24 protein-coding genes and 1 pseudogene are annotated in these 26,735 nt (G+C 66.2%); 18 read left to right on the top strand and 7 right to left on the bottom strand.

The annotated features are described in order from the left end of the window. Window positions 1-8: 8 nt before the first annotated feature. Window positions 9-1,430, top strand: coding sequence for an ISNCY family transposase (locus HWX55_RS21445; RefSeq protein ID WP_175977195.1), 1,422 nt, complete (start codon window positions 9-11; stop codon window positions 1,428-1,430). Between the two features lie 288 nt (window positions 1,431-1,718). Here the strand turns inward: HWX55_RS21445 and HWX55_RS21440 are convergent, their stop codons facing one another. After that, window positions 1,719-2,426 carry a hypothetical protein gene (locus HWX55_RS21440; RefSeq protein WP_244140621.1) on the bottom strand — a complete coding sequence of 236 codons (708 nt, stop codon included), beginning with the start codon at window positions 2,424-2,426 and terminating at the stop codon, window positions 1,719-1,721. Between the two features lie 337 nt (window positions 2,427-2,763). Between HWX55_RS21440 and HWX55_RS21435 the strand changes: the two genes are divergently transcribed. From HWX55_RS21435 to pal, 4 genes are all read left to right on the top strand, one after another. Further along, on the top strand, window positions 2,764-3,210 hold the full coding sequence (locus HWX55_RS21435) for a VOC family protein (protein WP_175977254.1): 447 nt from the start codon (window positions 2,764-2,766) through the stop codon (window positions 3,208-3,210). Between the two features lie 39 nt (window positions 3,211-3,249). Further along, the gene (locus tag HWX55_RS21430; RefSeq protein WP_175977194.1) at window positions 3,250-3,819 is read left to right on the top strand and encodes a hypothetical protein; all 570 of its coding nucleotides are present in this window, start codon (window positions 3,250-3,252) and stop codon (window positions 3,817-3,819) included. Window positions 3,820-4,039: 220 nt separating this feature from the next. After that, the gene (locus HWX55_RS21425; RefSeq protein WP_175977193.1) at window positions 4,040-5,251 is read left to right on the top strand and encodes a porin; all 1,212 of its coding nucleotides are present in this window, start codon (window positions 4,040-4,042) and stop codon (window positions 5,249-5,251) included. Window positions 5,252-5,670: 419 nt separating this feature from the next. Beyond that, entirely contained in the window at window positions 5,671-6,162 is a 492-nt protein-coding gene (pal, locus tag HWX55_RS21420) for a peptidoglycan-associated lipoprotein Pal (RefSeq protein ID WP_175977192.1), read from the top strand. A gap of 161 nt (window positions 6,163-6,323) precedes the next feature. On the opposite strand, the gene HWX55_RS21415 is transcribed toward pal, so the two are convergent. Next, complete coding sequence (locus HWX55_RS21415) at window positions 6,324-7,376, bottom strand: RNA-guided endonuclease TnpB family protein (protein WP_175977191.1); 1,053 nt, start codon at window positions 7,374-7,376, stop codon at window positions 6,324-6,326. 93 nt (window positions 7,377-7,469) lie between these two features. Here HWX55_RS21415 and HWX55_RS21410 point away from each other — a divergent pair, with 93 nt between their 5' ends. Then, a complete protein-coding gene (locus HWX55_RS21410) occupies window positions 7,470-7,634 on the top strand; it encodes a hypothetical protein (protein ID WP_175977190.1) in 165 nt (54 codons plus the stop codon). Between the two features lie 91 nt (window positions 7,635-7,725). Here the strand turns inward: HWX55_RS21410 and HWX55_RS21405 are convergent, their stop codons facing one another. From HWX55_RS21405 to HWX55_RS21395, 3 genes are read right to left on the bottom strand one after another with little or no spacing between them, the layout of a single operon-like run. Further along, the gene (locus HWX55_RS21405) at window positions 7,726-8,985 is read right to left on the bottom strand and encodes a cytochrome c (RefSeq protein ID WP_175977189.1); all 1,260 of its coding nucleotides are present in this window, start codon (window positions 8,983-8,985) and stop codon (window positions 7,726-7,728) included. Continuing rightward, entirely contained in the window at window positions 8,982-9,662 is a 681-nt protein-coding gene (locus HWX55_RS21400) for a (2Fe-2S)-binding protein (RefSeq protein WP_175977188.1), read from the bottom strand. The genes HWX55_RS21405 and HWX55_RS21400 overlap by 4 nt, the downstream gene beginning before the upstream one ends. Beyond that, window positions 9,659-12,535 (bottom strand): molybdopterin cofactor-binding domain-containing protein, encoded by a 2,877-nt coding sequence (locus tag HWX55_RS21395; RefSeq protein WP_175977187.1) that lies wholly within the window; start codon window positions 12,533-12,535, stop codon window positions 9,659-9,661. The genes HWX55_RS21400 and HWX55_RS21395 overlap by 4 nt, the downstream gene beginning before the upstream one ends. Before the next feature lie 455 nt (window positions 12,536-12,990). Here HWX55_RS21395 and HWX55_RS21390 point away from each other — a divergent pair, with 455 nt between their 5' ends. The 3 genes from HWX55_RS21390 (at window position 12,991) to HWX55_RS21380 (ending at window position 16,359) form a co-directional block, all read left to right on the top strand. After that, complete coding sequence (locus HWX55_RS21390) at window positions 12,991-14,547, top strand: sensor domain-containing diguanylate cyclase (protein WP_175977186.1); 1,557 nt, start codon at window positions 12,991-12,993, stop codon at window positions 14,545-14,547. A 253-nt stretch (window positions 14,548-14,800) separates the two neighbouring features. Further along, entirely contained in the window at window positions 14,801-15,076 is a 276-nt protein-coding gene (locus HWX55_RS21385) for a hypothetical protein (protein WP_011547674.1), read from the top strand. Between the two features lie 248 nt (window positions 15,077-15,324). After that, the gene (locus tag HWX55_RS21380) at window positions 15,325-16,359 is read left to right on the top strand and encodes a succinylglutamate desuccinylase/aspartoacylase family protein (protein ID WP_175977185.1); all 1,035 of its coding nucleotides are present in this window, start codon (window positions 15,325-15,327) and stop codon (window positions 16,357-16,359) included. 76 nt (window positions 16,360-16,435) lie between these two features. On the opposite strand, the gene HWX55_RS21375 is transcribed toward HWX55_RS21380, so the two are convergent. Both HWX55_RS21375 and HWX55_RS21370 read right to left on the bottom strand, forming a co-directional pair. After that, window positions 16,436-17,506, bottom strand: a complete 1,071-nt coding sequence (locus tag HWX55_RS21375; protein WP_175977184.1) for a zinc ribbon domain-containing protein — start codon at window positions 17,504-17,506, stop codon at window positions 16,436-16,438. Between the two features lie 176 nt (window positions 17,507-17,682). Continuing rightward, on the bottom strand, window positions 17,683-18,639 hold the full coding sequence (locus HWX55_RS21370; RefSeq protein WP_050014071.1) for a LysR family transcriptional regulator: 957 nt from the start codon (window positions 18,637-18,639) through the stop codon (window positions 17,683-17,685). Between the two features lie 207 nt (window positions 18,640-18,846). Between HWX55_RS21370 and HWX55_RS21365 the strand changes: the two are divergent. The 9 genes and pseudogenes from HWX55_RS21365 to HWX55_RS21325 form a co-directional block, all read left to right on the top strand. Then, window positions 18,847-19,011 (top strand): annotated as a pseudogene (locus HWX55_RS21365) (flavodoxin family protein); the annotation flags it as partial. Beyond that, on the top strand, window positions 19,008-19,307 hold the full coding sequence (locus HWX55_RS21360) for a hypothetical protein (RefSeq protein WP_050014073.1): 300 nt from the start codon (window positions 19,008-19,010) through the stop codon (window positions 19,305-19,307). The pseudogene HWX55_RS21365 and the gene HWX55_RS21360, both read left to right, overlap by 4 nt. A gap of 132 nt (window positions 19,308-19,439) precedes the next feature. Beyond that, a complete protein-coding gene (locus tag HWX55_RS21355; protein WP_175977183.1) occupies window positions 19,440-20,465 on the top strand; it encodes an aldo/keto reductase in 1,026 nt (341 codons plus the stop codon). A 100-nt stretch (window positions 20,466-20,565) separates the two neighbouring features. Then, window positions 20,566-21,009, top strand: coding sequence for an antibiotic biosynthesis monooxygenase (locus tag HWX55_RS21350; protein WP_244140620.1), 444 nt, complete (start codon window positions 20,566-20,568; stop codon window positions 21,007-21,009). Window positions 21,010-21,216: 207 nt separating this feature from the next. Beyond that, window positions 21,217-22,140, top strand: coding sequence for a recombination-associated protein RdgC (locus tag HWX55_RS21345; RefSeq protein ID WP_175977182.1), 924 nt, complete (start codon window positions 21,217-21,219; stop codon window positions 22,138-22,140). A 472-nt stretch (window positions 22,141-22,612) separates the two neighbouring features. Beyond that, window positions 22,613-23,173, top strand: coding sequence for a GNAT family N-acetyltransferase (locus HWX55_RS21340; protein WP_175977181.1), 561 nt, complete (start codon window positions 22,613-22,615; stop codon window positions 23,171-23,173). Between the two features lie 74 nt (window positions 23,174-23,247). Beyond that, on the top strand, window positions 23,248-24,210 hold the full coding sequence (locus tag HWX55_RS21335; RefSeq protein WP_175977180.1) for an ABC transporter substrate-binding protein: 963 nt from the start codon (window positions 23,248-23,250) through the stop codon (window positions 24,208-24,210). 46 nt (window positions 24,211-24,256) lie between these two features. Further along, window positions 24,257-25,306 carry an LLM class flavin-dependent oxidoreductase gene (locus HWX55_RS21330; protein WP_175977179.1) on the top strand — a complete coding sequence of 350 codons (1,050 nt, stop codon included), beginning with the start codon at window positions 24,257-24,259 and terminating at the stop codon, window positions 25,304-25,306. A gap of 10 nt (window positions 25,307-25,316) precedes the next feature. Next, window positions 25,317-26,669 carry an LLM class flavin-dependent oxidoreductase gene (locus HWX55_RS21325; RefSeq protein ID WP_175977178.1) on the top strand — a complete coding sequence of 451 codons (1,353 nt, stop codon included), beginning with the start codon at window positions 25,317-25,319 and terminating at the stop codon, window positions 26,667-26,669. The last annotated feature ends 66 nt before the right edge of the window (window positions 26,670-26,735 follow it).

The following is a 26,735-nucleotide window of genomic DNA, read 5'->3' as shown; positions in this document are numbered from 1 at the left end:
AGCCGACCATGCAGCCAGCCGGATTGGTGACACTGACGATGCGAGAGCTTGATCGACTCAAGGTGATCCAGGCCGTGGTGGATATGGGTTTGAAGCCCGGGCGTGCAGCCGAACGGCTGGGCCTGAGCGTGCGCCAGGTAGAACGGCTGGTCATCCGGTATCGCGAGCACGGACCTGACGGCGTCGCTTCGGGCCGTCGTGGCCGGCCAGGCAACCGCAAGCTCGACGACGGGCTCGCGTTACGCGCCTTGACCATTATTCGAGAGCGCTACGCCGATTTTGGGCCGACGCTGGCCTGCGAGAAGCTCTGGGAGTGTCACGGCATTCGGCTGGCCAAGGAGACGGTCAGGAAGCTGATGACAGACGCAGGTTTGTGGATTCCGCGCCGGCAGCGTCCGCCGAAGGTCTACCAGCCGCGAGCACGGCGGGCCTGCCTGGGCGAACTGATCCAGATCGACGGCTGCGATCATCGGTGGTTCGAGGAACGAGCGCCGGCCTGCACGCTGCTGGTGTACGTCGACGACGCGACGAGCCGGTTGATGCATCTGCACTTTACGGCGACCGAATCGACCTTCAGCTACTTTGAGGCTACGCGGGCGTATCTGGAGCGTTACGGCAAGCCGGTGGCGTTCTACAGCGACAAGTACAGCGTGTTCCGCAATACGAGCGCCGGCAAGACAGGCCAGAGCGTCACGCACTTCGGCGGCGCGATGTACGAACTGAACATCGACACGTTTTGCGCGAACAGCAGCTCGGCCAAGGGACGTGTCGAGCGAGCACATCTGACGTTGCAGGACCGGTTGGTCAAAGAGATGCGCTTGCGTGGCATCGGTACGGTGGCTGATGCCAATGCTTATGCGCCCTCCTTCATCGCCATGTATAACGCGCGCTTCGCGAAGCCGCCGCGCAGCGGCTTTGATGCGCATCGGCCGCTGCGATCCGACGAGGATCTGGATCTGCTGCTGACCTGGCGTGAGACACGCCGGGTGACGAAGGCGTTGACGGTGCAGTACGACCGGGTGCTGTACCTGCTGGACGATACGCCGGGGAATCGAGCGTGGATACATCGCGACGTCGAGGTGTGGGAGTACCCGGATGGTCGGATTGAAATCCGAGCAGCCGGTCAGATACTGGCAGCTCAGTCCTATGACCGGCTGGCTGAGGTCGACCAAGGCGCAATCGTGGACCACAAGCGGCTGAGTCACGCGTTGCAGGTGGCGCAAGCGTTTCAGGCGCAGCGCGACAGCCGGCGGATCGGCACCGCGCCGTCGCGAACGCATCGCGGGCTGCCGGTGCGGGCAAATGAAGCGCAACCCGGCACGAAGAAACCCCGCCGGTTCACGGTGGCTGACATGGAAACGGCGATTCTGGAAGTTGCGTCAAAAGCAGCAACTGAGCGGCGGTCTGCCAAGGCCCGCGGGCGAGCGTAAGCGCCCTGCTGCTTCAGGCTTGGCGCTTCAACGTTAAAGGATGGAAAGGCCGATGAAACATGCGACATCTGTATTTAGCTGGCGCTACGACATCTGAATCCGGGTATGACATTGATGTAAGAGCAAAGTAGTAATGTCGCATCTGGGCAAAGTTGAAATGTCCGCTTTCGGGCCGCGTAAGCTGCCGGCTGCCGGTTTCCCGGCGCCGGAGGCTGCGATGGCTGCAACGGAGCGGATCACGATGACGTCCACGTCACATCGGATCAGCCCGCCGTCGTCCGCCCCGATTCAACACGGAACCCGACCACCCACACCATTGCCCATCATCGTGCACCAGCGCTGCGTGTCTTGTTGCGGTGCTGGATACGGCAACCCGGTCCGCGGATCGATCGAGTCCAGCGGATTCGGCCCCGGAGGATGGTTTGCCGCGTGCATCGCGGCGTTCTCCGCCATCTGCCTGGCGGTCGCCGCGTTCTGTCGAGCGAGGTCCGCCTTCTGCGCGTCGTCGACCTTCTTCGTCATGGTCACCAGCCTCGCGAACTGCGGATCGCGAACATCCTGCAGCGGCGGCAAAGGCGGTGCGAACGGCATGAAAAGCAACGGCCCGTCATATCGCGGCACCGCCAGTTTCGACGGCTTGCCGAAATCCGCGGCCATGCTGATCTCCCACATGCCGGCGTTCATGCCGAGCGCGTGTTCGTAGCGTCGGTTCACGTCCGCCAGGCTGAGCGGCCCGGACGGCGCAGGCAACGGTTGCAGGGATGGCGGCAACGTCTGCCGGGCGGCAGGATAGATTGCGCGAACCCAGCTCACCGCAGCGAGCGAGTATTGATAGAGAACCGCGTCGTACTTTTCCAGCACCTGCGCTCGACTGTAGTTGCCGGGATTCTGGAAAACGGGCTTGTACGCCGCGAGGGTATCGATATACCGCATGTTCGCATTTCGCTGCTCCGCAACGAACTGCTGCTGAGGGTCGACCGGCGCGGATGAAGTCATCGCAGCGCAGCCGGCAAGCAGGCTGACGACGAATGCAACGCCGGCCGCCGCTCGAGACGCGGATCGGATGGGACGCAAGATAGGGGGCATTGGAAACGCCGTGGAGACTTGACAGGTTTCATGAATCGGCACGCTGCCGACAGCAGCCGGCATGCGCTACGCGCGCCCTATTCTGCCCCGCTCCATGTCGTTCCGGGTGGAATCGCGTCCGATCCTGGTGGATTCCGGTCTCGGGATTTCGTCCCGTACGGCCGCAGCGCGATCAATTCCGTTCAAGACCGGGCGCCGGATACCCGATAGGATCGAACTACACCCACACCACCCACCGGAGGGCACCATGGCGATTCACGAAGTCTTTCCGTATCTGCGCGCCAAACGCGCGGACGACGCCATCGCGTTCTATGCGAAGGCATTCGACGCGCGGGAGAAATTCCGGCTCGTCGAACCGTCGGGGCGCGTCGGTCACGCGGAATTGCAGCTCGGGCCGTGCACGCTGATGATCTCGGACGAGTTCCCGGAATACGATCTCTTCGCCCTCGACCCGAACGGCAACGCGCCGATGGCGCTCCATCTTCATGTCGACGACGCCGACGCGACGATCGCCGCCGCCGTCGCGGCCGGCGCACGCGTGACACGTGCGGCCCAGGACCAGTTCTACGGCGAGCGTTCGGGCCGAATCCGCGATCCGTTCGGTTACGATTGGCTGATCGGGCACACGATCGAAACGGTCGACCCCGACGAAATGCAGCGGCGTTACACGGCGCTGATGTCCGGCAATCAGTAAGCGATCCAGACGGCGTACCCCCGAGCGATCACCTCGACGATGCACTACCACCCCGACGACATCAGCCGGCTTTTCCTCGGTGTTCCGACGCTGAAGTTGAATCGCCCTGCGCCGGCCGAACGGTTTCTCGCCGCTACCGTCGATACTGGCGCCGAACTCCGGCATGTGCTCCGCGACTACCCGCATGTCCGCTATCAACCGCTCGACTTCCACTACCTGTGCCAGCAAAGCCTGTCCGCGTTGGACGACGCGCTGCTGGACGACCTGACACGCAACATGCAGTTCGGCTGGCGTGGCGTGCACTGGGCCGCGCTGCTGATCGCGTTGTCGGGCGACGCGCGTTATCTGCGGCATCTCGACGAGGCCAGGCGCCATCGCGGCGTCGAATGGACCGCCGCGCTTGCCGAAGCCGCAGCGGCCTCCGACGCGCAATCGTCGGCTTGCGGTTGCTGCCGGTCGATCGTGCAGTTGCGCAACCAACTGGCCGAGCTGCCGCGCGTCGTCGTCCGGCTGCGACCGTGGCATTCGCCAGAAGCGCTCGAAGCAAAGACAAACGCCGTTCGCGCCGCCTATCGGAGCGGCGGCGCCGACGCGGCCGCCCGCGGCTAGACGGTCGCCGCACTACCCTCGCACGGTGGCGCGCCGTACCCCGAACGCCGTCTCACCCGCCCCTTCCCGACCGCCTCCCCGCAAGTCGCCCCACCGCGATTCCGAGTGATTGGGCAGAGGACCTTTCCTGTGCAACGCCTTAATCGACCGCCGCACGATCTCCAATAATGGCCGCTCGATCCATCGGCCGCCAGGCCGCTCCAACAACAACAAAACGCCTATGCACTCCTGCCAAACGAACCAGCATGCCGGCGCACGCGTCGCGGGGACCGTCATTGCCGCCTGCCTGACCGGCTTCGTGCCGGATGTCGCGCTTGCCCAGAGCAGCGTGACGCTGTACGGCCTGATCGACACGTCGATCACCTACTCCACCAACCAGCGCACGCGCGGTGCCGGCTCGCCCGGCAGCGGCGGCGTCGCGATGACGAGCGGCGCATTGAATGCGTCGCGCTGGGGGCTGCGCGGCCGCGAGGATCTCGGCGGCGGAATGGCCGCGGTCTTCGCGCTCGAAAACGGCTTCTCGGGCACCACCGGCAAGCTGTCGCAGAAAGGCGTCGATCTGTTCGGCCGCCAGGCGTGGCTCGGCGTGGAATCCAGGACGGCCGGTGCGCTGACCTTCGGCCGCCAGTACGACCTGATCCTCGATTTCGTGACGCCGCTCGGCGCGTCCGGCCCCGGCTGGGGCGGCAACCTTGCGGTCCACCCGTACGACAACGACGATTCGAACCGCAACCTGCGCATCAACAACGCGGTGAAGTACACGAGCCCGACGGTTCGCGGGTTGACCTTCGGCGCGATGATCGGGTTCTCGAACACGCCCGGCCAGTTCTCCAACAACGCGGTGTGGAGCACGGGCGTGTCGTACGCGAACGGGCCGCTGAAGCTCGGCGCCGGCTACCTGAAGATCAGCCGCGACCGCCACGCGCCGAACCCGGACGGCGCGCTGAGCACGGTTGACGGCTCGGCGACGATCACGGGCGGCAACCAGCAGATCTGGGCGATGGCCGGCCGTTATGCGTTCGGGCCGCACTCGGTCGGCGCCGCGTGGTCGCATTCGACCACCGACGGCGTGACGGGCGTGCTCCAGGGCGGCAACATCGCGCCGCTGAAGGGCGAATCGCTGGTGTTCGACAACTTCACGATCGACGGACGCTACTTCGTCACGCGCGCGCTGAGCGTCGCCGCCGCGTACACGTACACGATGGGCCGCTTCGACACCCACACGGGACGGACGCGCCCGAAATGGAACCAGGTCGTCGCGCAGGCCGGCTATGCGCTGTCGAAGCGCACGGATGCGTATCTCGAAGGCACTTACCAGAGCGTGAGCGGCGGCAACGGCAATCCGGCGTTCAACGCGACGGTCTGGACCATGACGCCTTCCGCGAACAGCAACCAGGCCGTCGTCGCGCTGGGGCTGCGGCACAAGTTCTGACGATGCGGCGTGTGGGCGGCCCCGTCACGCGGCTGACCGACTGCATTCGGCGAATGCTGCCCGCATCACCCGATCGCCGTGACCAGCACCGGCGAGGCCGAGCCCTCTGCACGTCCTTTTTCGCCGTGGCGGGCGTCGCATACCGCACCCCAGGCACGGAAGCAAGAATGCCTCCCGGCTGTCGCGTTTGCGCAAAAAATGCGGAGAAACTGGGCACGTTGTGACATTTTTCCTAATCTGTTTGCAGCGACGCCGCGATCCGGCGTTCCGGCCGCAACATTCTTTCATCTGGCGCACCACCGGCTTACGAACCTGCATCACGGCAACGGAGCCTGATCTTTCGCGCCATGGCGGCCGGACGGCTGCGTGCGAATGGCGCGCGCCCCGCTTTCAACGCAGTCAACCGCTGGAGAAGAACGATGAGCAAAATGAAGCGAATTGCGGTCCTGGCAACTTTCGTCCTGCTGGCCGGTTGCCACCACGCGGCGAAGACGCCCGAGAATGCCGGCGCGGCGCCGACGCCGTCGAGTGAAGCCGTCGCGACGGTGACGGCCGACGATCTGAACAATCCGAACAGCCCGCTCGCGAAGCGCAGCATCTACTTCGATTTCGACCAGTACTCGGTGAAGCCCGAATTCCAGTCGCTGCTGCAGGCGCACGCCGACTACCTGCGCAGCCATCCCGCGCGGCGCGTGCTGATCCAGGGCAACACCGACGAGCGCGGCACGTCCGAATACAACCTCGCGCTCGGCCAGCGCCGCTCGCAGGCCGTGGCGAGCGCGCTTGAAACGCTCGGCGTGCCGGCGACGCAACTCGAGGCCGTCAGCCTCGGCAAGGAAAAGCCGGTCGCGCTCGGCCACGACGAGGAAGCGTGGGCGCAGAACCGCCGCGCCGATCTCGTCTATCGTTGATCCGACGCCGACGCCGACGCCAACGCCGCCGCGATACGCAAAAAGCATGGAATAAACGCCCCGCCGAAACGTCTTGTCATCGCGCAGACGCGGTTCACGCGAACCGCCTTTCCTGTTGCCTGCGCGCAGCAAGGAGATCGCATTGACGTCCTCCTCCGCGCCTAAAGGCGGAGGATTCCCACACCTGGCGATGCACGTCCGCATCGGAGAATGTTCAGCGCAGCGTTGGTATCTCGATCATGCTCGACACCACAGTCACTGCAGGCCCACTCTCTTATTCGCAGTCCCGCGATACCTTTCGGCCGCGTCGTGCTGTCTTTCGACCCGCACGCCGAACAGGACTGGGTCGAACCGCTTTCGTCGACTTCCTCGAACGTGGCCCCGTGCGCGATCGCTTTGTAGCGGAGCTTGTTTCGGAAGGACGACCAGGATGCGTCGTAGACGCTTTTCGCCATCCTGGTTCTGGCGAGCTTCACGGTCGACACGTTGCCGACCGCGATGTAATCAAAACGCCGCACCAGATCGAGCGCGAGCTTGTGTTGGAAATCGGCACGGGCATTCGCGACCTTGGCGTACAGCTTCGCGATATGCCGCTTGTGCTTTCGCGCCCGTTGCGCTTTCGCCAGCTTTTCCGCCGCGCGTCGACCGAACTGGTCATTGGGCAGCTTCTCACCAGTCGAAAGTGTGGCGAAGTCTTTCAGGCCGAGATCGATGCCGACACCGGAACGGATCGGGCGAGCCTGCACATCGGGCATCTCGATCACGATGTTGAGAAACCAGTTGCCGCGTGCATCCTGCGCAAAGTTGGTCCCGTCCTTGATCTTGCCTTCGGGAAGCGGCCGGCTGTTGAACACGCGAAACGTGTTGCCGGCAAAACGGAACGCGTCGCCCTCGCGCTTCAGGTCGCGCCCCTTCAGCGGCACCCAGCCGAGCGATTTCCTGCCGCGATAGCGCAGGTAGGGCCGACGGTGCTGACTGCGCGACTTCGCGTATTGCTCGCACGTCGCGTTGACCGTGCCGGAGTGAATACCGAGTTCCTTGCTGCTGCCGGTCGTCAGCACGTTCAGGTCGAATCCTGTAGGCCACTTCTTGCCCCACTTGAGCGCGTGCTTCTGCGTGTCGTTGCAGAAGTTCCAGACGTAGTTCACCACACGGCTCTGCTTGTTAAGCAGTCCGTTGAGCGACTTCACGCGGTAGCGATAGACAAGGATCATGCAGGTGATCCTAACCCGTGGAAGAAGCTGCCTGTCAACGGCATTCCTTTCATTCCCGCCATCAATGGCGGGGGTTTCTCGGAGCAAATTCTGATGAAATCGGCAACGTTGGCCGCTGCGCTGGTCGCGGCGCTGGTGCTCGTGCTGTCGGCGGGCTGTACGTCGTCGGGCAGCGGTACGTCGCAAGGGCCGGGCACGAGCCGGTACGGCGGCTCCGGAGGCAGCGGAGGCGGTGGGGGTGGAGGCGGCGGCTACTGACGCGCCGCCGTGAGGAACATGAGGCGACGAAGTCACGCGCGAGCACCGGAAACCGGCTGCTCGCGCGCGACGCGCTACCCCACGGCACGACTCAACGCATCGCCTTCACGTCGGCCGGCGTGACGCTCGCGGGCTGGCCGCCCCACGTCGCGCGCAGATAGTTCGCGAGCTGGGCGAGTTCGTCGTCGCTCAGCGTTTTCGCGAAACCCGGCATCGGCTGCAGGTTTTCGAAGCCGGCGAACTTCTGCTCGTCGATGCCGTCGAGCATCGCGACCAGCAGGTTGCGCGGGTCGCCTTGGCGCAGCGTCGAGTTGCCGTTCATCGGCACGGCCACGTGCGGCTTGCCTTCGCCGTTGAAGCCGTGACAGCCCGCGCACACCGCGAGATACACCGAGCGCCCGGCCGCCAGTTGCGCGGCATCGGCCGACACCGGCTTCACCGGTTGCGGCGCGGGCGGCGTATCGCCGAGCAGGTACGTCGACAGTCCGCGCAGGTCGTCCTTCGTCAGATACTGCGTGCTCAGGTGCACGACCGGATACATCTCGCCGAACGCCGAGCCTTGCGGCGCGATGCCGACGCCGAAGAACGTCTGCAGGTCGGTGCCCGTCCAGCCGCGCGCGGCGAGGCCGGCCGGCGTGATGTCGGGCGCGGCCACGCGGCCGAGCGCGGCGCCCGCGAACGGCTTCGCGCCGTCGAGCTGGCCCGTGAACGCGCGCGGCGTGTGGCATTCCGCGCAGTGGCCGAGCGCGCCCGCGAGATAGCGGCCGCGCTGCCAGTCGGCGGATTGTCCGGCCGATGCATCCGGCAGACTGTCCTTCAGGAACAGCATGTCCCAGAAGACCATGCCGAAGCGCAGGTTGTACGGGAACTTCAGGTCGTGCGCGCGGTTTTCCTGCGCGACGGGTTTGACCGTCATCAGGTACGCGTACATCGCGTCGGCGTCGGCGCGCGTGAGCTGCCGGTACGACGTGTACGGCATCGACGGATACAGGCGCTTACCCGGCGCCTTGCCGTCGTGCAGCGCGGCGTAGAAATCGTCCGCGCTCCAGCCGCCGATCCCGTGATCCTTGTCGGGCGTGATGTTCGAGCCGTAGAACGTGCCGAACGGCGATTCGAGCGCCGCGCCGCCGGCGAAGGGCGCGCCGTCCTTCGCGGTGTGGCACGCCGCGCAGTCGGCGGCCTTGACGAGATAGCGCCCGCGCGCGACCGCGTCGGCGCCGGGTGCGCCGGAAGCCGCGCTCGACGCCGGCGCGTCGTGGCCGCCGCACGCGGCGAGCAGCAGCGCAAAGGACGCCGCGAGCGCGGGCAGGCCCGCGGCCCGCGCGGCACGATGAGCGTGTGTGCGTTTCATGGGGCTTCCTTCACAAGTCCCGGCGTCGTCAGCACCACGTCCTTCACGGCTTCGTAGTAGCGGACATAGCCCGTGCAGCGGCAGAGGTGCGCGTTCAGCGCGTCGGTGATCGTGCGTTCCACGTCGGCCTTCGCGATCGGCTCGCGCTTCAGGCGCTCGATCAGCACGGTCGCCGCGTTGACGAAACCCGGCGTGCAGTAGCCGCACTGGAAGCTGAAATGCTCGAGGAACTTCTGCTGGATCGGCGACAGCTCGACCACTTCGCCGGCTTCGTTGCGCTTCGCGTGGCCTTCGATCGTGCGGATCGAACGGCCGTGGAAGAAGTGCGCGCCGGTGATGCACGTGCGCATTTCGTCGCTCGTGCCATCCGGCTTGTCGACGATCACGACGCACGCGTGGCAGACGCCCTGCCCGCAGCCGAGCCGCGAACCGGTGAGGCCCAGGTACTCGTGCAGGAACTCGATCATCATCAGCCCTTCCGGCACCGGCATCGGGCCGACCGACTTGCCGTTGATGTTGACCGACAGCGGCTTCTGCTGGAACCGGACGAGCGGACGCTCGACGGGCGCCGAAGCCGCGGCGGGTGCAGCAGGTACGGATGCCGGAGCGGCCGAAGCCGCATTCGACGCAGCCGCGCCGGCGCTCGCGGCCGAAGCCGCGGTTTGGGCGGTCGTCATGCGAGCACCTCCTGAATCTTTTGCGGGGTCACCGGCAGGTCGGTGAAACGATGGCCGATCGCGTGCGCGATGCCGTTCACGATCGCGCCGACGACGGGAATCATCACCACTTCGGCGACGCCCTTCGGCGGATCGGTCTCGGACAGCGGCGGCAGCACGTCGCCCGTCTGCGTCCATACGGCGACGTCGGACGCGCGCGGCAGCTGGTAACGGTTGAAATTCCACGTGCCGTTGCCGGGGCCGTCCTCGTAGAGCGGCAGGTACTCGTGCAGCGCATGGCCGATGCCCATCGCGAGACCGCCCTGCAACTGGCCCGATACGAGCTGCGGCGAAATCTGGTTCCCGCATTCCATGATCGAGTGGTGCGTGAGCAGTTCGACCTTGCCGGTCGCTTCGTGCACGGCCAGCTCGACGAGCGTACCCACCGCCGTGTAGTACGTGACGGCCGCGTTGTTGCGGCTCGTCGGCGGGATGAACACGCGCTTGCGATCGAGCACGCGATAGCCGTTCGCGGTCGGCGGCAGCGTGCCGCGCAGTGCGGTCGCGCCGGCTGGTGCGGCGGTGCCCGGCAGCGGGCCGTCGTCGCCGGTCTTCGGCGCGCCGACGCGCAGCGACAGCCCGTCGATCGGCAGACGCTCGACCGCGCCGCCCACTTCGAATTCGGCGTCGGTCCACTGCCAGCGGTTGAACACGTGCACGACGGCGCCGGTCGGCAGGCCGAGCGCATGCGCCTGCTTCGCGAGCTGCTCGAACGTCAGCGGCTCGAGGCCGTCGGCGGTCAGCTTGCCGTCGACCCAGCGCGCGTCCTCGATGCGGATCGTGTACGGCGCGGCCTGGCCGCCGCCGAGGCCGCGCGTCCAGATCGACATCGCGGCCGGCCACAGCCCGTAGCGGAACACGGCGCGCGCGGCTTCGCGCGTGCTGTGCGTGAAGTAGTACGCGGAGTTCGTCGCGCTCGACGGCGACGCATAGCCGGGCGACCAGCGCGGGTTCGCGCTCAGGCGGTCCTGATCGGCCTGCGACATCAGGTACGGGTCGCCGCTCGTCTCGACCGGCAGGTCCGGCCATTCGGTCAGCGCGACGCGCACGTCGGTCGCCGGACGGCCGAGCCATTTCGCGACCGCGACGGCCTGCGACGTCGACATCCCGGTGCCGATCTCGGCCGCCGTGTGATGCAGCGATACCTTGCCGTGCGCGTCGAATTCGACCTTCGCGAACGACGCTTCCGCACCCGTGCCGAAATCCTTCTGCACGCACGCGAAGCCGACGCCGTAGCGCTTGCCCGGATGCGCGGCCTCGAATTCCGCCTTGCGCGCGGCACGGCGCGTCCACAGCGGATGCTGCTTCGCGCGCTCGAGCACTTCGTCGACGCGCAGCGCACCGGCGGGAATCGCCCCCTGCGTGTTCTTCATTCCCGAACGCAGCGCGTTGCGCAGCCGAAAGTCGATCGGGTCGATGTTCAGCTGCGCGGCGATCTCGTCGACCGCCACCTCGGTCGCGGCCATGCTCTGCAGCGTGCCGTAGCCGCGCGCGGAACCGGCGTCGATCGCGCGCGACGCGATCGCGACCGCCGCGAGGTCGCTCTTCGGGAAGTAGTAGATCGATTGCGCGGCCGTCGCGCCGACCATCGCGACCGACGGCGAGAAGTTCGAGCGCCCCCCGCCGTTCGCCTCGAAGTCGCCCTTGAACGACTGCAGCAGGCCGGTGTTGCGGTCGACCGCGATCCGGTAATGCATCTTGAATGCGTGACGCTTCAGCGACGTCTGGAACTGCTCGTAGCGATCGTTCGCGAAACGCACCGGGCGGCCGTCCGCGTACAGCGCGCAGACGAGGCCGTAGAACGGCACGTTGAAGTGATCCTTCGAGCCGTAGCCGACCGTGTAGCACGGATGCACGAACAACTTCTTCACCGGGAAGCGGCATTTCGCGACCATCGCGGCCGCGTTCTCCGACACTTCCAGCGGCGACTGCGTCGGCACGACGAGATGCAGCGATTGCGTCGCGGCGTCGTACCAGCAGTTCGCGTTGTCGGGCTCGAGCGCGGCCGTGTCGACCGACTGCGTGTTGTATTCGCGGTCGAACACGAGCCAGTCGGCCGACGGCTGGTCGAGTTCGGCGGCGATCTGCCCGGCGAGGAACATCCCCTGTTCGTCGAGCTTGCCGTGCTCCTTGCCGTCCGGCCAGACCGGCAGATGCTTGCGCATCATGCTCGGGAAGATCGGCGCGTCCTTCAGGCTCGAATAGACGTCGTCGTCATAGGCCGTCTTGCCGCCCACGCGCACGTAGCGGAACGTGCCCCACGGATCGCGCTCGAGCGGGCCCGTGACCGCGCCGTAGCGGATCACGTCGTCGCGGAACTTCAGCGCGTTCTTCGCGAAGCGGAAGCGCGCGAAGTCGTGATAGATCAGGATCGCGACCGCATGGCCGAGATACGCGGGCGTCTTGCCGGCCGGCAACAGCATGTCGTCGCCGTAGAACGCCGGGAACGCGACGCCGTCGCGCGCGAGATCGTCGGCCGTGACCACGCGGTCCGGTTTCAGCTCGTCGCCGAGCAGCGACAGGTCGAAGCCTTCGTACGTCCGGTCGGCCTGCGTGACGCGCAGGATCAGCGCGTGCGATTGCTGCTGCGGCCAGTGCGGCATGTCGGTCGCTCGCACGTCGCGGGCGAACACTTTCGAGCCCGTGACCTTCGCGACGCCGTCGATGCGGAATCGGGGGATGCCGGTGACGCTATCCCATTTGACGGGCGTGAGGAGTTTTTCTTCGAAGAGCGCCGCGAACGCGCGGCTGCCGATGGGCGCGACATACACCGCGACGCCCGCCAGCACGCTGGCTTTCAGAAAACCCCGCCGTGACAGGCCGTGGTTTTTCATTGGGGGAACCTCCTGAGGCGGCTCGGACGGCGATCGGGTGTCGCGGCGTTCGGAGCGGCGCGCATTCTGGCATTGTTTTTGATATATCGCCTATAGTATTTCCCGCATGAAATACTTATTGGAATTCTTATAACGGGATTCGGCCGCGCTGCGGCGGGTGGTCGCAGGGACGCGATTCGTTTGCCGTTTGCATGCGGCCGGATGCCGCCGCGCCGGCTTCGGCGGCCGCCGCACATCGTTCCGTTCGCAACGAACGCTGCCTTCGCGCCGCCGCATCCGCAAGCCTCTCGCAGCCGGGGCTGACGACCAAGGCACTAGGGGATGCACGGTGCCGCCGGCCGGCCCGCACCGCCGGTTTTTCGTGGTAATGTCGTGCGCATCCGGCTCGGCCGGGCTTCCGCCACGTGCCGTGCGGAGCCGCCAGCCATCGCAACATCGTGTCGAGGTCGACAACCATGGCAGTCAGGGCGTCTCTCCTGAACTCCGTTCTCGCCACTCCCCCCTCCGGTAACCACCGCGTGACGGCCGCGCTGCGTCCGTCGATGCTCGTGACGCTGTTCGAGGACGTGCGCCCGATGGCGCTGTCCGGTCTCGCGAGCGGCTTCGTCGCGGCCGTCGCGCTGATGCGGCTGCAGCAGCTGTGGTGCCTCGCGTGGCTCGTCTTCGACGTCGGCCTGCTCCTTGCGCGCCTGTCGATCGTACGGGCCTACACGGTGCGCCGCGACGCCGGCGACGATCGCGCCGAGTACTGGGCGATGCGCTATGCGCCGGTGTCGCTCGTCGCGTGCTTCGTGCTCGGCCTGGGCGTGATGGGCTGCGTGCAGGCCGCCGACGTCGAGCTCGGCACGCTGTCCGTGATGGTCGCGGGCGGCGTGTTCGGCGGGATCGCGTCGCGCAATTCGGCGCTGCCGCGGCTCGCGATGACGCAGGTCACGCTCGGCGTGCTGCCGATCGGCGTCGGCGCGCTGCTGGCCCCGCGGCCGGGCGCGTGGCTGCTGGTGCCGCCGATCGCGATCTATCTGGCGGCGATGCGCACGGTGGTGCAGCGTCACTACCGCGTGCTCGTCGCGCTGATCGCCGCACGCCAGCGCAACGCCGAACTCGTCGCGCGCTTCGACGCCGCCCTCACCTACATGCCGCACGGCCTGTGCATGATCGACGGCGACAGCCGCGTGATCGTCGCGAACCGGCGCACCGCACAACTGTTCGGCTCGCCGCGCGAGATCATGCTCGATACGCCGCTGCCGGCCGTGGTCGCCGCGCTCGGCACGCATGCCGTGACCGATCCCGGCGACGCCAGCCTCGCCGCGCAGTGCGACGCGTGGCTGAGCCGCGCCGAGTCCGGGCCGCTCGACATCGTGCTCGCCGACGGCCGCCAGCTCGAACTGACGCGTCACCGCGTGCCGGACGGCAACGCGGTGATCATCGTCGAGGACGTCACCGCGCGCCGCCAGACCGAACGGCATATCCGGCACCTCGCGCGGCACGACGCGCTGACGGGGTTGCCGAACCGCCACGAACTGCATGCGGCGCTCAAGCGGATGCTCGCGCGCCGGCCGCGGCTGCCGAGCCCCGCGCTCGCCGTCATGTATCTCGACCTCGACGGCTTCAAGTCGATCAACGATCGCTTCGGCCACCAGGCCGGCGACGAAGTGCTCACGCAGGTCGCCGAGCGGCTCGGCAAGACGCTGCCGCCGGGCGAGCTCGCCGCGCGCATCGGCGGCGACGAATTCGTCGTCGCGATCGACGACACGACGATGCAGGCATGCTCGATCCTCGCCGCGCGGATCATCCGGCAGATTTCGGCGCCGTATACGCTGTCGATCGGCGAGACCGTGTGCATCGGCATCAGCATCGGCATCGCGCTCGACGACGGGCACGGCTCGCCCGACGAGCTGATCCAGCAGGCCGACAGCGCGCTGTACGACGCGAAGTCGGCCGGCAAGGGCATCTACTGCTTCTACTCGAGCGGCAGCGGCAGCCGCCGCATGGCGCCGGCCGCCACGACCTGAGCCGCCGACGCGCGCCGCGCCCCCGTCCTTTCCCGGCCTGCCGCCGCCTCCCGACGATTCAATTCCGAAACGCTTTGCGGGTTCGCACGTGACGCCGCGCGTTCGCATGTCACGTGACGTGTTCCGTAACATCGCCGTCCGGCGCCCGGCACGATGACGGCAGAAGCCCGCACGATCGAGGCCGAGCGCGGTATTTACCGGCTGGCATTCTTATTGCTCCTTGATGGGGAAAGAACGTTTCAGGGAGATCAACATGAATACCGTCGACGTCCTCGCGCGAACCGAAATCATCGACGAACAGGCGGTGATCGACGGCGCATCGCTGATTCGCCGGCTCGTGTCCGACCGCCGGATGCCGGCCGCGTACGAAGCCGCATGCATCGACAATCCGCCGCTCACGCTGTACGGCGCGTTTCGCCAGGGCGTCGCCGATCACGCCGCGCGGCGTGCGAATCCGTATCGCGCCGGCAGCCGTTTCTGGGCACTGTGGGAAGAAGGACGTCTCGAAGCTGAAACATCCGGCCGGTAAGCCGGTCGTACGCGCCGGCCCTGTCGCGACAAGGGATCGGCGCGAAACGCGACGCGCGAATGCAGCCGGCTGGCGCACCGGCATGCGTTCATCGCTGCAACATCGCGCGGCCGCGCGTGGCGGGCCGCCAACGCACGGCAACGCGCCCGGCCGCAGTCGCGCGTCTCGCGGTCGATCCCGCCCCGCCCGCCGCGCGCGGCCGGTTTCCCCTATAAGATGGCAGATTCCGTTCATCGAACGATACCGCCATGACCGCCTCTTCCTCTCCCCGAAATCCCATCCACTGCGAAATCGATCTCGACGCGCAAGGCAAGCACGCGGGCTACCTGCGGCTACCGCACTCCGTGCACCGCTCCGCCTACGGCTGGCTGCCGATTCCGATCGCGTCGATCCGCAACGGCGACGGCCCGGTCGCGCTCGTGATGGCCGGCAACCACGGCGACGAGTACGAAGGCCAGATCATCGTGTCGCAGCTGATGCGCGAGATCGAACCCGACATGGTCAGCGGCCAGTTGATCCTGCTGCCGATGGCGAATTTCCCGGCGGCGGATGCGGGCCTGCGCGTGTCGCCGCTCGACGAAGGCAACCTGAACCGCAGTTTTCCCGGCGACCCGACCGGCACGCCGACGCAGATGATCGCCCACTACATCGAACACGCGCTGCTGTCGCGCGCGCAGTATCTGGTCGATCTGCATTCGGGCGGCAGCTCGCTGCTGTACCAGGGCGGCAACATGCTCGCGATCGATCCGCTCGACGCCGACGAAGCCGAGAAGCTCAACGGGCTGCTCGTCGCGTTCGGGTTGCACAATGCGCTGCTGCACGCGCCGAATCCCGTGCATTCGGCATCGGCCGCGCGTCGGCAAGGCGCGATCTCGATCGTCACCGAACTCGGCGGCGCCGGCATGGCCGATCCGTCGCTGATCCGGCTCGGCCGCCACGGGCTGCTGCATTACCTCGGCTATATCGGCCTGCTGCATGGCGCGCTCGTGCCCGACGCGCCGCCGACCGTCACGCGTTTCATGCGCGTCGACGGCGATCGTCATTTCGTCTATGCGTACGAGCGCGGGCTGTACGAGCCGCTCGTCGAACTCGGCGACCAGGTGAAAGCCGGCCAGCCGGCCGCGTGGGTGCATTTCCCCGATACGCCGTTACGCGAACCGGTGCTGCACCGGTTCAACGGCGATGGCGAAGTGGTGTGCAAGCGGGTACCCGCGCAGGTCCAGCGCGGGGATTGTCTGTTTCAGCTGGCGGAGTTGTCGACGCCGGCGCGCGTCATCGAGTGACGAACGCGACTGACGTGTTCGGGACCGTCGTACGCCAACGCCGACGCCGGTGCAGTGCGGTGCGTCACGCGGACCGTCAGTCGGATGACGCCGGCGACTCATTGCCCTGCGCAACGCCGCATTGATGGCAATGCGGAAAGAAGAAGAAATTCCGGCCACCGCATTCGCATACGTTGAAAAGCCGCAATCCGCAATGTACGCAGAACGTGGAGTCGTCGCCGCCGAGATTCCATTGTTTGTCGCATGACGGGCAACGCTTTTTCTCGAGCGACCGGACGGCTTTTTCATATCCGATCGTCCGCGCGCGTTCGCCCTGATCCTGCTGCAATTCGAGCCGTTTTCGCTCGGCATAGCGCTGAAAGGCCTTCATCATGTAAAGGCCGGCGAATACCGTGAGCACGATGCCGACCAGGACCCGCACATAGCCACCGAAATTCGGCAGGTACGGCACCAGTTCAATGAAAAACGCGCTCAATGCAAACAGGCCGAAACCGTACACGAACGGCCAGTAGCGCGCCTTCCGATAGCGGATGAACAGCCAGGTCGCGACCAGCAGGATCGGCAGCGTCAGCGCCAGTCGCAGTCCGAACACCTGCATCTCGTAGTGCCGCGTTGCGTCGTCGAAGCGCCGTTCGGCGGCTGCGTCCGCTTCGGCGATTTGCGTGTCGACTTGAGCCTGCTGCGATGCCAGTGCCCGTTGCTGGTCGCCGATCGCGTCGATCTGATGCTGCCAGTTGACCACCACGGCCTGGAGCGTATCGAGCTTGCGCGTTCTCGCCAGAATGTCAGGGTTCCTCGCCCCGTCCCCTGTCACCGCGCGGGTGGCCAGCCAGTTGCGGAAGCTTTCCTTCTCGGCCGCGTATTCCTTCGCGGCGCGGCCGCGCGCCACTTCCATCGTATCGGCCTTCTCGGCAAGCGCGTCGCGCTGCGCCCGCAACTGGCGCCGCGCGGCGTCCAGCCGCGCTTTTGCCGGCGCGTCGGCGAATTGCTCGATGACCGGCGGACCGCCCCTCGGGGCGAACGCCATGTCGCGGATCACGAGACTGCCGAGCATGTTCAGAAAGACGGCGAAGATGATCGCAATCGCCCAGGAGGCGAGTCGCAGGAGCCGCGCCGGGCTGGTCAGGCCGTCGCCGGAAGTCATCATTGTTTTTTCCCCGTTGTTCGACTGGTTTCCATTGTCATCAATCTTGATGCAACCGTCGATTGTCTCGTTCTCGGCGGTTACGGCTCGACGCCGCCACGATGCTGTGCACGCAGCATCACGGTTTCGGGCCGACGAGCACAACGCGCGCCTCGATACCAACGAAACGCGGCTCACCTCTATGCGGCATAGGCATCCAACGCGTCCATAGGCACATGCAGTTTGCTATCTGCCGTGAGTGCGTCCAGCAGATGTTTCACGGTGACTTGCACCCGTGGCGCCACGAGTGCCCGGTGCGGGTACTGCATCACCATCTCGTATGTTCCGGGATGGTGAAACTGCTGGAGGACTGTCTTCAACGAACCGGAACGCAACCGATCCCACGCAAGATGAACGCCGACCTCGGCAATGCCAACGCCGTCGCATGCCGCCTGGACCAGGGATTCCGGTGCAGACAGCGTCAGCGTCGCTTTGCCGGACGGATCGAGCGTCGTGATGCTTTTGTCGTCACCGTTGAAATTCCACGACGCGACCTGACCGCTCAGGAATCGCCGTGCAATGAGTCGGTGCACGCGCAACGAATCCGGTGTCTCGGGCACGCCATGGCGCGCCAGATAGTCGGGAGACGCAACCAGCACGGTATTCAAGCGACAAACCGGGCGGGTCACCAGCGCGGAGTCCGGGATGTTGCCGCCTCTGACCGCAATGTCGTAACCGTCCCGGACAAGATCGACGACCCGATCGTCAAAGTCGACTTCGACCGACAGGCCGGGATAACGCGCGAGCAACGCAGGCAACGCCGGCAGTACATGGTCGCGCCCGAAGGCCGCGCTTGTCGAAATACGAACGCGCCCGGTCGGCACCGCGCGCTGCGCGGCAACCGAATCGATCGCCGCATCCAGCGTTTCGAGCGCGATGCGCGCGTGGCGGAGAAACGCCTCCCCTTCTTCAGTCAGCTTGAGCGAACGGGTCGTGCGATTCATCAACCGCACGCCCAATGCTTTTTCGAGGCCCGCCACATTCTTGCTCACGGCGGCTGACGTGACGCCCAATTGCCGGCCCGCCGCCGCAAAACTTCCCGCGTCCACGGCCTGGACCAGGGAAATGATGGCTCGAACACGCTGCGAAGAATCCACATTTTCTCCATGACGGTCATCGCGCTCGTCGTTGCTGCGCAGGAGGATTCTAAACTTCCAGTTGAGGGTGGTTCAACCCTGTCGGAACTTCTCGTAACGATTGACGGTGGCCACAATGCCGAGCATCGCCACTGCCGCGAACCTTGCGAGACCTGAATGCTCATTACCGTCCTCTATGACAGTGGCTATGGCCACACCGCGAAGCAGCCGCAGGAGAAGAATCGTGTCGGCGGTTGGCTCGGCGCCATGGCGCAATCGGATGACGCGTCGCCGGACATCACGCCCATCCAGAGCGATATCGAAACGGCTGCCCATCTTGGCGAGCGCGTCGCCGAAGTGACCGGCCAGTTCAAGTCAGGAGCCGCACGATGAAATTACTTTGCCTCGATGTCCCGCTGCCCGGCGCCAGCCCGCAAGCCTATCAACCTCACCTCGTCGAAGAAGCGCGCCATGCGTGGCATCTCTATAAAAACGGCTTCGTGCGCGAAATCTCGTTCCGTCAGGATCGCCCGGGCGTCGCCATCATTGCCGAGAGCGATTCGGTGGACGCTGCAAGGCAGGCGCTCGCCGAGTTTCCGCTTGCCAAGGTCGGCCTGATCGACTGGGAGATCATTCCGCTCGGCCCTTTCGTCGGCTGGGAATCGCTGTTTGCGTCGCGCGACGCTTGACGATTCGGCAGCGTCTACCCCGAAGTCAATCCGTGTTTTTCGTGTGGTGATTGCGCAAGGTCGACCGCGAGCCACAGGCTTTGCGCGGTATGTCCAGTGGTGCTGTGTCGTCCCAAACCCTTCAAGCTGAATATGGAATATGTCAATCTGGGCCGAACGGGCCTGAAAGTCTCTCGTCTCTGCCTTGGATGCATGAGCTATGGCGAGCCGACTCGCCTGCCCCAGCCTTGGTCACTGGATGAAGCGGCCTCTCGTCCGTTTTTTCGGCAGGCCCTCGAAGCGGGCATCAATTTCTTCGACACTGCCAACATTTATTCGGGCGGAAGTTCCGAAGAGATCACGGGCCGGGCGCTCAACGACATGGCACGGCGCGAAGAGATCGTCGTCGCGACCAAGGCCTTCTTTCCGTGGCGTAACGCGCCCAATACCGGGTTTCTGTCGCGCAAGGCGCTGCTTCAGTCGATCGACGACAGCCTCGGCCGGCTCGGGATGGATTACGTCGACCTCTACCAGATCCACCGCTTCGACCACGGCACGCCCATAGAAGAAACGATGGAGGCGCTGCACGACATCGTGAAGTCGGGCAAGGCCCGCTACATCGGTGCATCGTCCATGGAAGCATGGCGCTTCGCCAAGATGCAGCACATCGCGGAGCGCAACGGATGGACACGCTTCATCTCCATGCAGCCGCAGTACAACCTCCTTTATCGGGAGGAGGAGCGCGAAATGTTGCCGCTTTGCGCCGACCAGGGCGTCGGGGTCATTCCATGGAGCCCGATGGCGCGTGGCAGGCTGACGCGCGATTGGAGCGAAACCACGCACCGCACGCAGAACGATGCCTTTGCGCTGGCAATGTATCGGAACGCTGAAATCCAGGACCGGAAGGTGGTCGACGTCGTGGCGCGCATCGCCGAGGCTCGCGGCGTTCCGCGGGCGCACGTTGCGCTGGCGTGGCTACTGGCGAAGCCCGGGATCACGGCGCCGATCGTCGGTGCGACGAAGCCCGAGCATCTGGCCACCGCAATCAGCGCGCTCGACTTCGCACTAACGCAGGACGAAATCGCTGCGCTCGAAGCGCCGTATGTCCCGCATCTGGTTGATGGCATCGTGCCGCCGCTTCCGGACCATCCGCCGACGATCTCGTCGCCTCGGCACTGAATGTCCCGACCGGCGAAGCAAACGGATGGCGGTACGTCGCGCACGCGCCCCCGCCATCCGAAGTGCCGTCCGTGGCCGAACGTCGAACGCAGATCGATCTATGAACCGCCCGTTCATCGAATACCGCCGCCCTGTCATCTTCGTGCTCGTGATGATGTGTGTGCTGCTGTGGTTGGGCAAGCACGGTAACGTCCACGCGCAGGAGCCGAAAATGTTGGTCCGAATCTCGGAAATCGAAATATTCAATCAGCATCTCGACGAATATCAGCGCATTCTGAACGAGGAGGCTGAGGTGTCGGTACGCGCGGAACCGGGAGTGCTGTGCATTTTCCCGACCGCTCAAAAGGACAGTCCGACGCACATCAGGATTCTGGAAATTTATGCCAGCCGCGACGCTTACGATGCGCATATCAAATCGCCGCATTTCCAGAAGTACAAGCGCTCGACGCTGGAGATGGTGAAGTCGCTGCGACTCGTGGACATGGCCGCGCTGGATGCGGACGCAATGCCGCTGATCTTCAAGAAAATGAGCGGTCGGCCGTAACGAACGCTTTGCCAGACCGGAAGCAAGAATTGCCATTCGCGGAAGGCCGGCGTCAAGCTCAAAAACGAACGGCGGTCCTGCAGTGCGTGGCCGTCCGCTTTCGGGGGTCGAGTGGCCCGCCAGGCATCTTGTCGCTGCAGGCTCACGACCGTTCATGGCCGGCAACCCTCTCCGTCATATAGAATGACGCGCTTTGCCCGTACGCCTATGTGGTTCAAGAACCTTCAGCTTCACCGTCTTCCCGCACCCTGGGCCGTTACCCCCGACCAGATGGAAAAATGGCTGGCGCCCCATGCGTTCCAGCCAGGCAGCAGCGTCGAGATGCAGCGCGCCGGATGGGCGTCGCCGCGTGACGACGGCGCGCTCGTGTATTCGAACAACCGGCAGATGCTGCTGCTGTTTCGTGCCGAAAAGAAGCTGCTGCCGGCGTCGGTCGTCAATCAGGTGACCAAAGCGCGTGCGCTCGAAATCGAGGAGCAGCAGGGCTTCAAGGTCGGCCGCAAGCAAATGCGCGAACTCAAGGAACAGGTGACCGACGAACTGCTGCCGCGCGCATTCAGCATTCGCCGCGATACCCGCGTATGGATCGACACGGCGAACGGCTGGCTCGTCATCGATGCGGCTGCGCAGGCGCTTGCCGACGACGTTCGCAGCCTGCTCGTCAAATCGATCGACCAACTGCCGCTCGCCGGCGTTCAGGTCGCGCGCTCGCCGGTCGCCGCGATGACGGACTGGCTGCTGTCCGGCGACGCGCCCGGCGGATTCACCGTGGACCAGGACGCCGAGTTGCGTTCGAGCGGCGAAGGCGGCGCCACGGTGCGATACGTGGGCCACGCGCTGGAAGCGAACGACATGCGCCGACACATCGAAGCCGGCAAACAATGCATGCGCCTCGCGATGACCTGGGATGACCGGATTTCGTTCGTGCTGACGCCGTCGCTGACGATCAAGCGCGTCACGCCGCTCGACGTGATCAAGGAGGCGGCGGACCCGACCGCGCAGAATGACGATGAACGCTTCGATTCGGACTTCACGCTGATGACGGGCGAGTTGGCGCGGATGCTGACCAGTCTTGTCGAGATCCTGGGGGGCGATCGGCAGGACGCGATTCCTCAGGCGGCGGCAGCCTGAACGCCGCCGTCGTCGTCGATCGTCGCCCCGCGCTGACCCGACAATTCGGCGAGAACCCGTCGCCACGCTGGCGGCGGGCCTCGGCCGAGCGCTCGCGATCCTGACGAGCCAGCCTCGAATCGGCCTCACCGGTCGGCCGTCGAAACGACGACACCGCGCCAATCCCCAGCGATCATCCACGTCTTACACACCTCGAACGGGCATGGCCGCCACCCCGCCCGTTCGCCCCACCCCACTTCTCCTGCAAGCCTTCTTCCACCCTCCTCGAAATCCTTATCGAAATTGCTTCGTTCGTCTTTGCCGGCCGCGCCGCTAACGTGTTCAAAACGGCGGCGGCGCGCCGGATGCCTCGCACGCAGCACGACAGCCGCCGCCATCACGACAACTGCGTCGCGATAACGGAACAGACCGGACGGGCCGCGTGCCCGCACCACGCCAGGAACGTCCGCATCGCGCGCCCTTCGCGATGCCCATGGCCACGAACGACCGCATCATCGACACGACGCCGCTCGACGTCCGCGCGCAGCCGCTGATCGACGCGCTGATCGACGAGTATTCGATCCGTTACGACGCATACCGCCCCGACAGCCGCGCGTCGGCCCGCGACGAACTCGCGCGCTACCCGGCCGAACTGTTCGCACCGCCCGAAGGCGCGTTCGTGCTGTTGCTGCGCGACGGCGAGACGATCGGCGGCGGCGCGTTCAAGCGCTACGACGCGCAGACCGCCGAACTGAAACGCATCTGGACGCGCACCGACCTGCGCCGCCAGGGCCTCGCGCGGCGCATCGTCGAAGCGCTCGAACTGCGCGCCACACAGCAGGGTTATCGCCGTCTCTACCTGACGACCGGCTTTCGTCAACCCGAAGCGTGGGCGCTGTACGACCGCACCGGCTACACGCGGCTGTTCGATTCGTCGATCGATCCCGAAGCGTATTTCCACCTGCGCTTCGGCAAGGATCTCGTCGATCCGTCGCGCACGTCGACGCTGGCCGACCTGTGGGCGCCCGTGCCGGAAGCGGTGCTGCCGCGCTGACCGCACGGCGTCCCGCATTCCACGTCGCCCATTCCGCTTTTCACGATTCCCCGCTTCCACGACAGGACGATTTCATGCATCGAGCCGTACCGCTTTCATCCCGTGCCGTGCGCACGCTGGCCGCCGCGCTGATCGGCCTGAGTGCCTTCGCCGCCGCGATGGCCACGACCGCCGCGGCCGCCGCGACCTTCGACCTGAGCCCCGAGCAGCGCGGCCGCCCGCGTGGCGCGGCCGATGCGGCGGTCGAGCGCGCGGTGCCCGCGTCGTTCAAGTTCGCCGAGCCCGGCACGCTAACGATCGGCATCGCGCCGAGCCTGCCGCCGATCAGTTCGTATGCGACCGACGCACGCACGGTGATCGGCTTCGATGCCGACGTCGGCCAGCTCGTGTCCGACAGCCTCGGCCGCAAGCTGAAGATCGTCGCGCTCGCGTGGGCCGACTGGCCGCTCGCGCTCGAATCCGGGAAAGTCGACGCGGTGATCTCGAACGTGACCGTCACCGAGGAACGCAAGCAGAAGTTCGATTTCTCGACCTACCGCAAGGATCAGGTCGGCTTCTACGTGCGCAACGACAGCAAGATCCAGTCGATCCGCGAGCCGAAGGACGTCGCGGGGCTGCGCGTCGTGACCGACGCCGGCACCAACCAGGAAAAGATCCTGCTCGCGTGGGATCGCGACAACGTCGCGCACGGGCTGAAACCCGTGCAGATCCAGTACTACGACGACCAGGCAATGCGCATCGTCGCCGTGCAGTCGGGCCGGGCCGACGTGGTGTTCAGCGTGAACTCGGTGCTCGCGTATCAAAGCGCGCAGCAAGGCAAGACACGGCTCGTCGGCGCGATCAGCGGCGGCTGGCCGCGCACGGCCGACATCGCGATCGCGACGCGCCGCGGCAGCGGCCTCGCCGATCCGCTGACGGTCGCACTGAACGGGCTGATCAAGAACGGCCGCTATCAGCAGGTGCTCGACCGCTGGAACCTCGCGTCCGAAGCGATCGACCAGTCGCGCACGAATCCGCCCGGGCTGCCGAAAAGCTGAGCGCCCGCAACCGTCCATCCACGCTCACGCAGGAACGCCGCTCACCATGTCTTATTCGCTTTCGTTGCTGGACAAGAGTCCGATCGCCGATGGCGCGAACGCCGCCGATGCACTGCGCTTCACCACCACGCTCGCGCGCCGCGCCGAACAGCTCGGCTACGAACGCTTCTGGGTCGCCGAGCATCACGGCACGCCGGGGTTCGCGAGCTCGGCGCCGGAGATCGTCGTCGCGCACCTGCTCGCGCACACGTCGCGCATCCGCATCGGCTCGGGCGGCGTGATGCTGCAGCACTACAGCCCGTTCAAGGTCGCCGAGACGTTCAAGCTGCTGGCCGCGCTCGCGCCGGGCCGCGTCGATCTCGGCATCGGCAAGGCGCCCGGCGGGCTGCCGCTGACCACGCGCGCGCTGCAGTGGTTCCACGACAAGGCGCGCAAGCCCGATTTCGCGGGGCAGCTCGCGGAGCTCGACGCGTTTCTCGGCTGGGGCGTGGCAGAAGATCATCCGCTCGCCGGCGCGGTCGCGATGCCGGTGCCGCCGCAGTTGCCCGAACGCATCCTGCTCGGCGGCTCGCCGGACAGCGGCGCGCTCGCCGCGCGCAACGGCTGGCGCTTCTGCTACGCGGGCCATTTCAACGGCGACGACGCGAATCTCGAACGCTCGCTCGACGCGTACCGCAGCGCGGGCGGCGAGAAGCCGCTCGTCGCGCTGTACGCGGTCGCCGCGCCGACGCGCGACGAGGCCGAGCGGCTGATCGGGCCGCTGAAGATCTTCAAGCTGCAGTTCGCGGGCGGCCAGAGCTTCAATCTCGGCAGCGCGCAGGCCGCCGCGGAATTCGCGCGGCAAAGCGGCGCGTCCGACTACCGGATCGACGAACTGCGTCCGACGGTGCTGGCCGATACGCCCGAGCGCGTGCATCGTGCGCTCGACGCACTGAGCCGGCGGCTCGACGTCGACGCGTTCGTGATCGATTCGCCGGTGTCCGACTACGCGGCACGGCTCGCGTCGGCCGAATGGCTCGGCGGTGCGCTGTCCACCACCCCGTTGCAGGCGGCCCTCGCGGTCGACCGCTCCCTTTCCCCTGACCAGAACGCGTGACGCTCCCATCATGACGACCCGACGATCGATCCCTTTCGGCCTGATGCTGCAAGGCGCAGGCAGCCACATGAATGCGTGGCGGCATCCGAGCAATCCGCCGGACGCGAGCATCAACCTCGACTTCGCGATCGGCGTCGCGCGCAAGGCGGAAGCCGCCGGCATCGCGTTCGCGTTCGTCGCGGACGGCCTCTACATCAACGAGAAGTCGATCCCGCACTTCCTGAACCGCTTCGAGCCGCTGACCGTGCTGTCGGCGCTCGCGGTCGCGACGAAGAAGATCGGGCTCGCGGGCACGATCTCGACGTCGTACAGCGAGCCGTTCACGGTCGCGCGCCAGCTCGCGTCGCTCGACGCGATCAGCGGCGGGCGCGCGGGCTGGAACGTCGTGACGACGCCGCTCGAAGGCACCGCGAAGAATTACGGCAAGGCGCACCCGGATCACGAACTGCGCTACGAGATCGCCGACGAATATCTCGACGTCGTGCAGGGTCTGTGGGACAGCTGGGACGACGATGCATTCGTGCGCGACCGCGCGACCGGCCGCTTCTTCGATCGCGACAAGCTGCATACGCTCGATCACCACGGCCGCTTCTTCCAGGTCGCGGGCCCGCTGAACATCCAGCGCTCGCCGCAGGGGCAGCCGGTGATCTTCCAGGCCGGCTCGTCCGATACCGGCATCGGCCTCGCGGGCAAATACGCGGATGCCGTGTTCACGCATTCGCCGTCGATCGACGAAACGGCCGCGTTCACGCGGCGCGTGAAACAGAGCGCCATCGAGCACGGGCGGCAGGCCGGCGACGTGAAGATCTTCCCGGGCGTCGGGCCGATCGTCGGCCGCACGGCCGCCGAAGCGGAGGACAAGTACCAGGCGATCCGCGACCTGCTGACCATCGACGAAGCGCTCGCGTACCTCGGCCGCTATTTCGATCACCACGATTTCACGCAGTACGCGCTCGACGCGCCGTTCCCGGAACTCGGCGAGCTCGGCCGCAACAGCTTCCGCTCGACCACCGACCGCATCAAGGCCGATGCGAAACAGAAAGGCCTGACGCTGCGCGAGACGGCGCTCGCGGTCGCGACGCCGCGCCCGAACTTCATCGGCACGGCCGAGCACGTCGCCGACGAACTGATCCGCTGGCACGACGCGGGCGCCGGCGACGGCTTCATCCTCGGTTTTCCGGTGCAGGCGCAGGGCATCGACGATTTCATCGAGCTCGTGATTCCGGTGCTCGAGGCGCGCGGCCGCTACAGCCGCGACCTGCCCGGCGCCACGCTGCGCGACCACCTCGGTCTGCCGCGCAAGGCGAGCCGCTACGCGACGCCTGGCGCCGCACAGGAAGCGGCCGCCGAAGCGCACGCGTGACGCCGCCGCGCCGCCCGTGCGCGGCGCGGCGCACCTGCCCGATCGATCGATTCGAGGATTCCCACG

Origin of the sequence: Burkholderia sp. BCC1047, assembly GCF_902833155.1 — a bacterium.
In the GTDB taxonomy this organism is placed as follows: domain Bacteria; phylum Pseudomonadota; class Gammaproteobacteria; order Burkholderiales; family Burkholderiaceae; genus Burkholderia; species Burkholderia sola.
The sequence above is the reverse complement of the archived record's forward strand: the minus strand, read 5'-3'. Positions and strand labels throughout refer to the sequence as shown.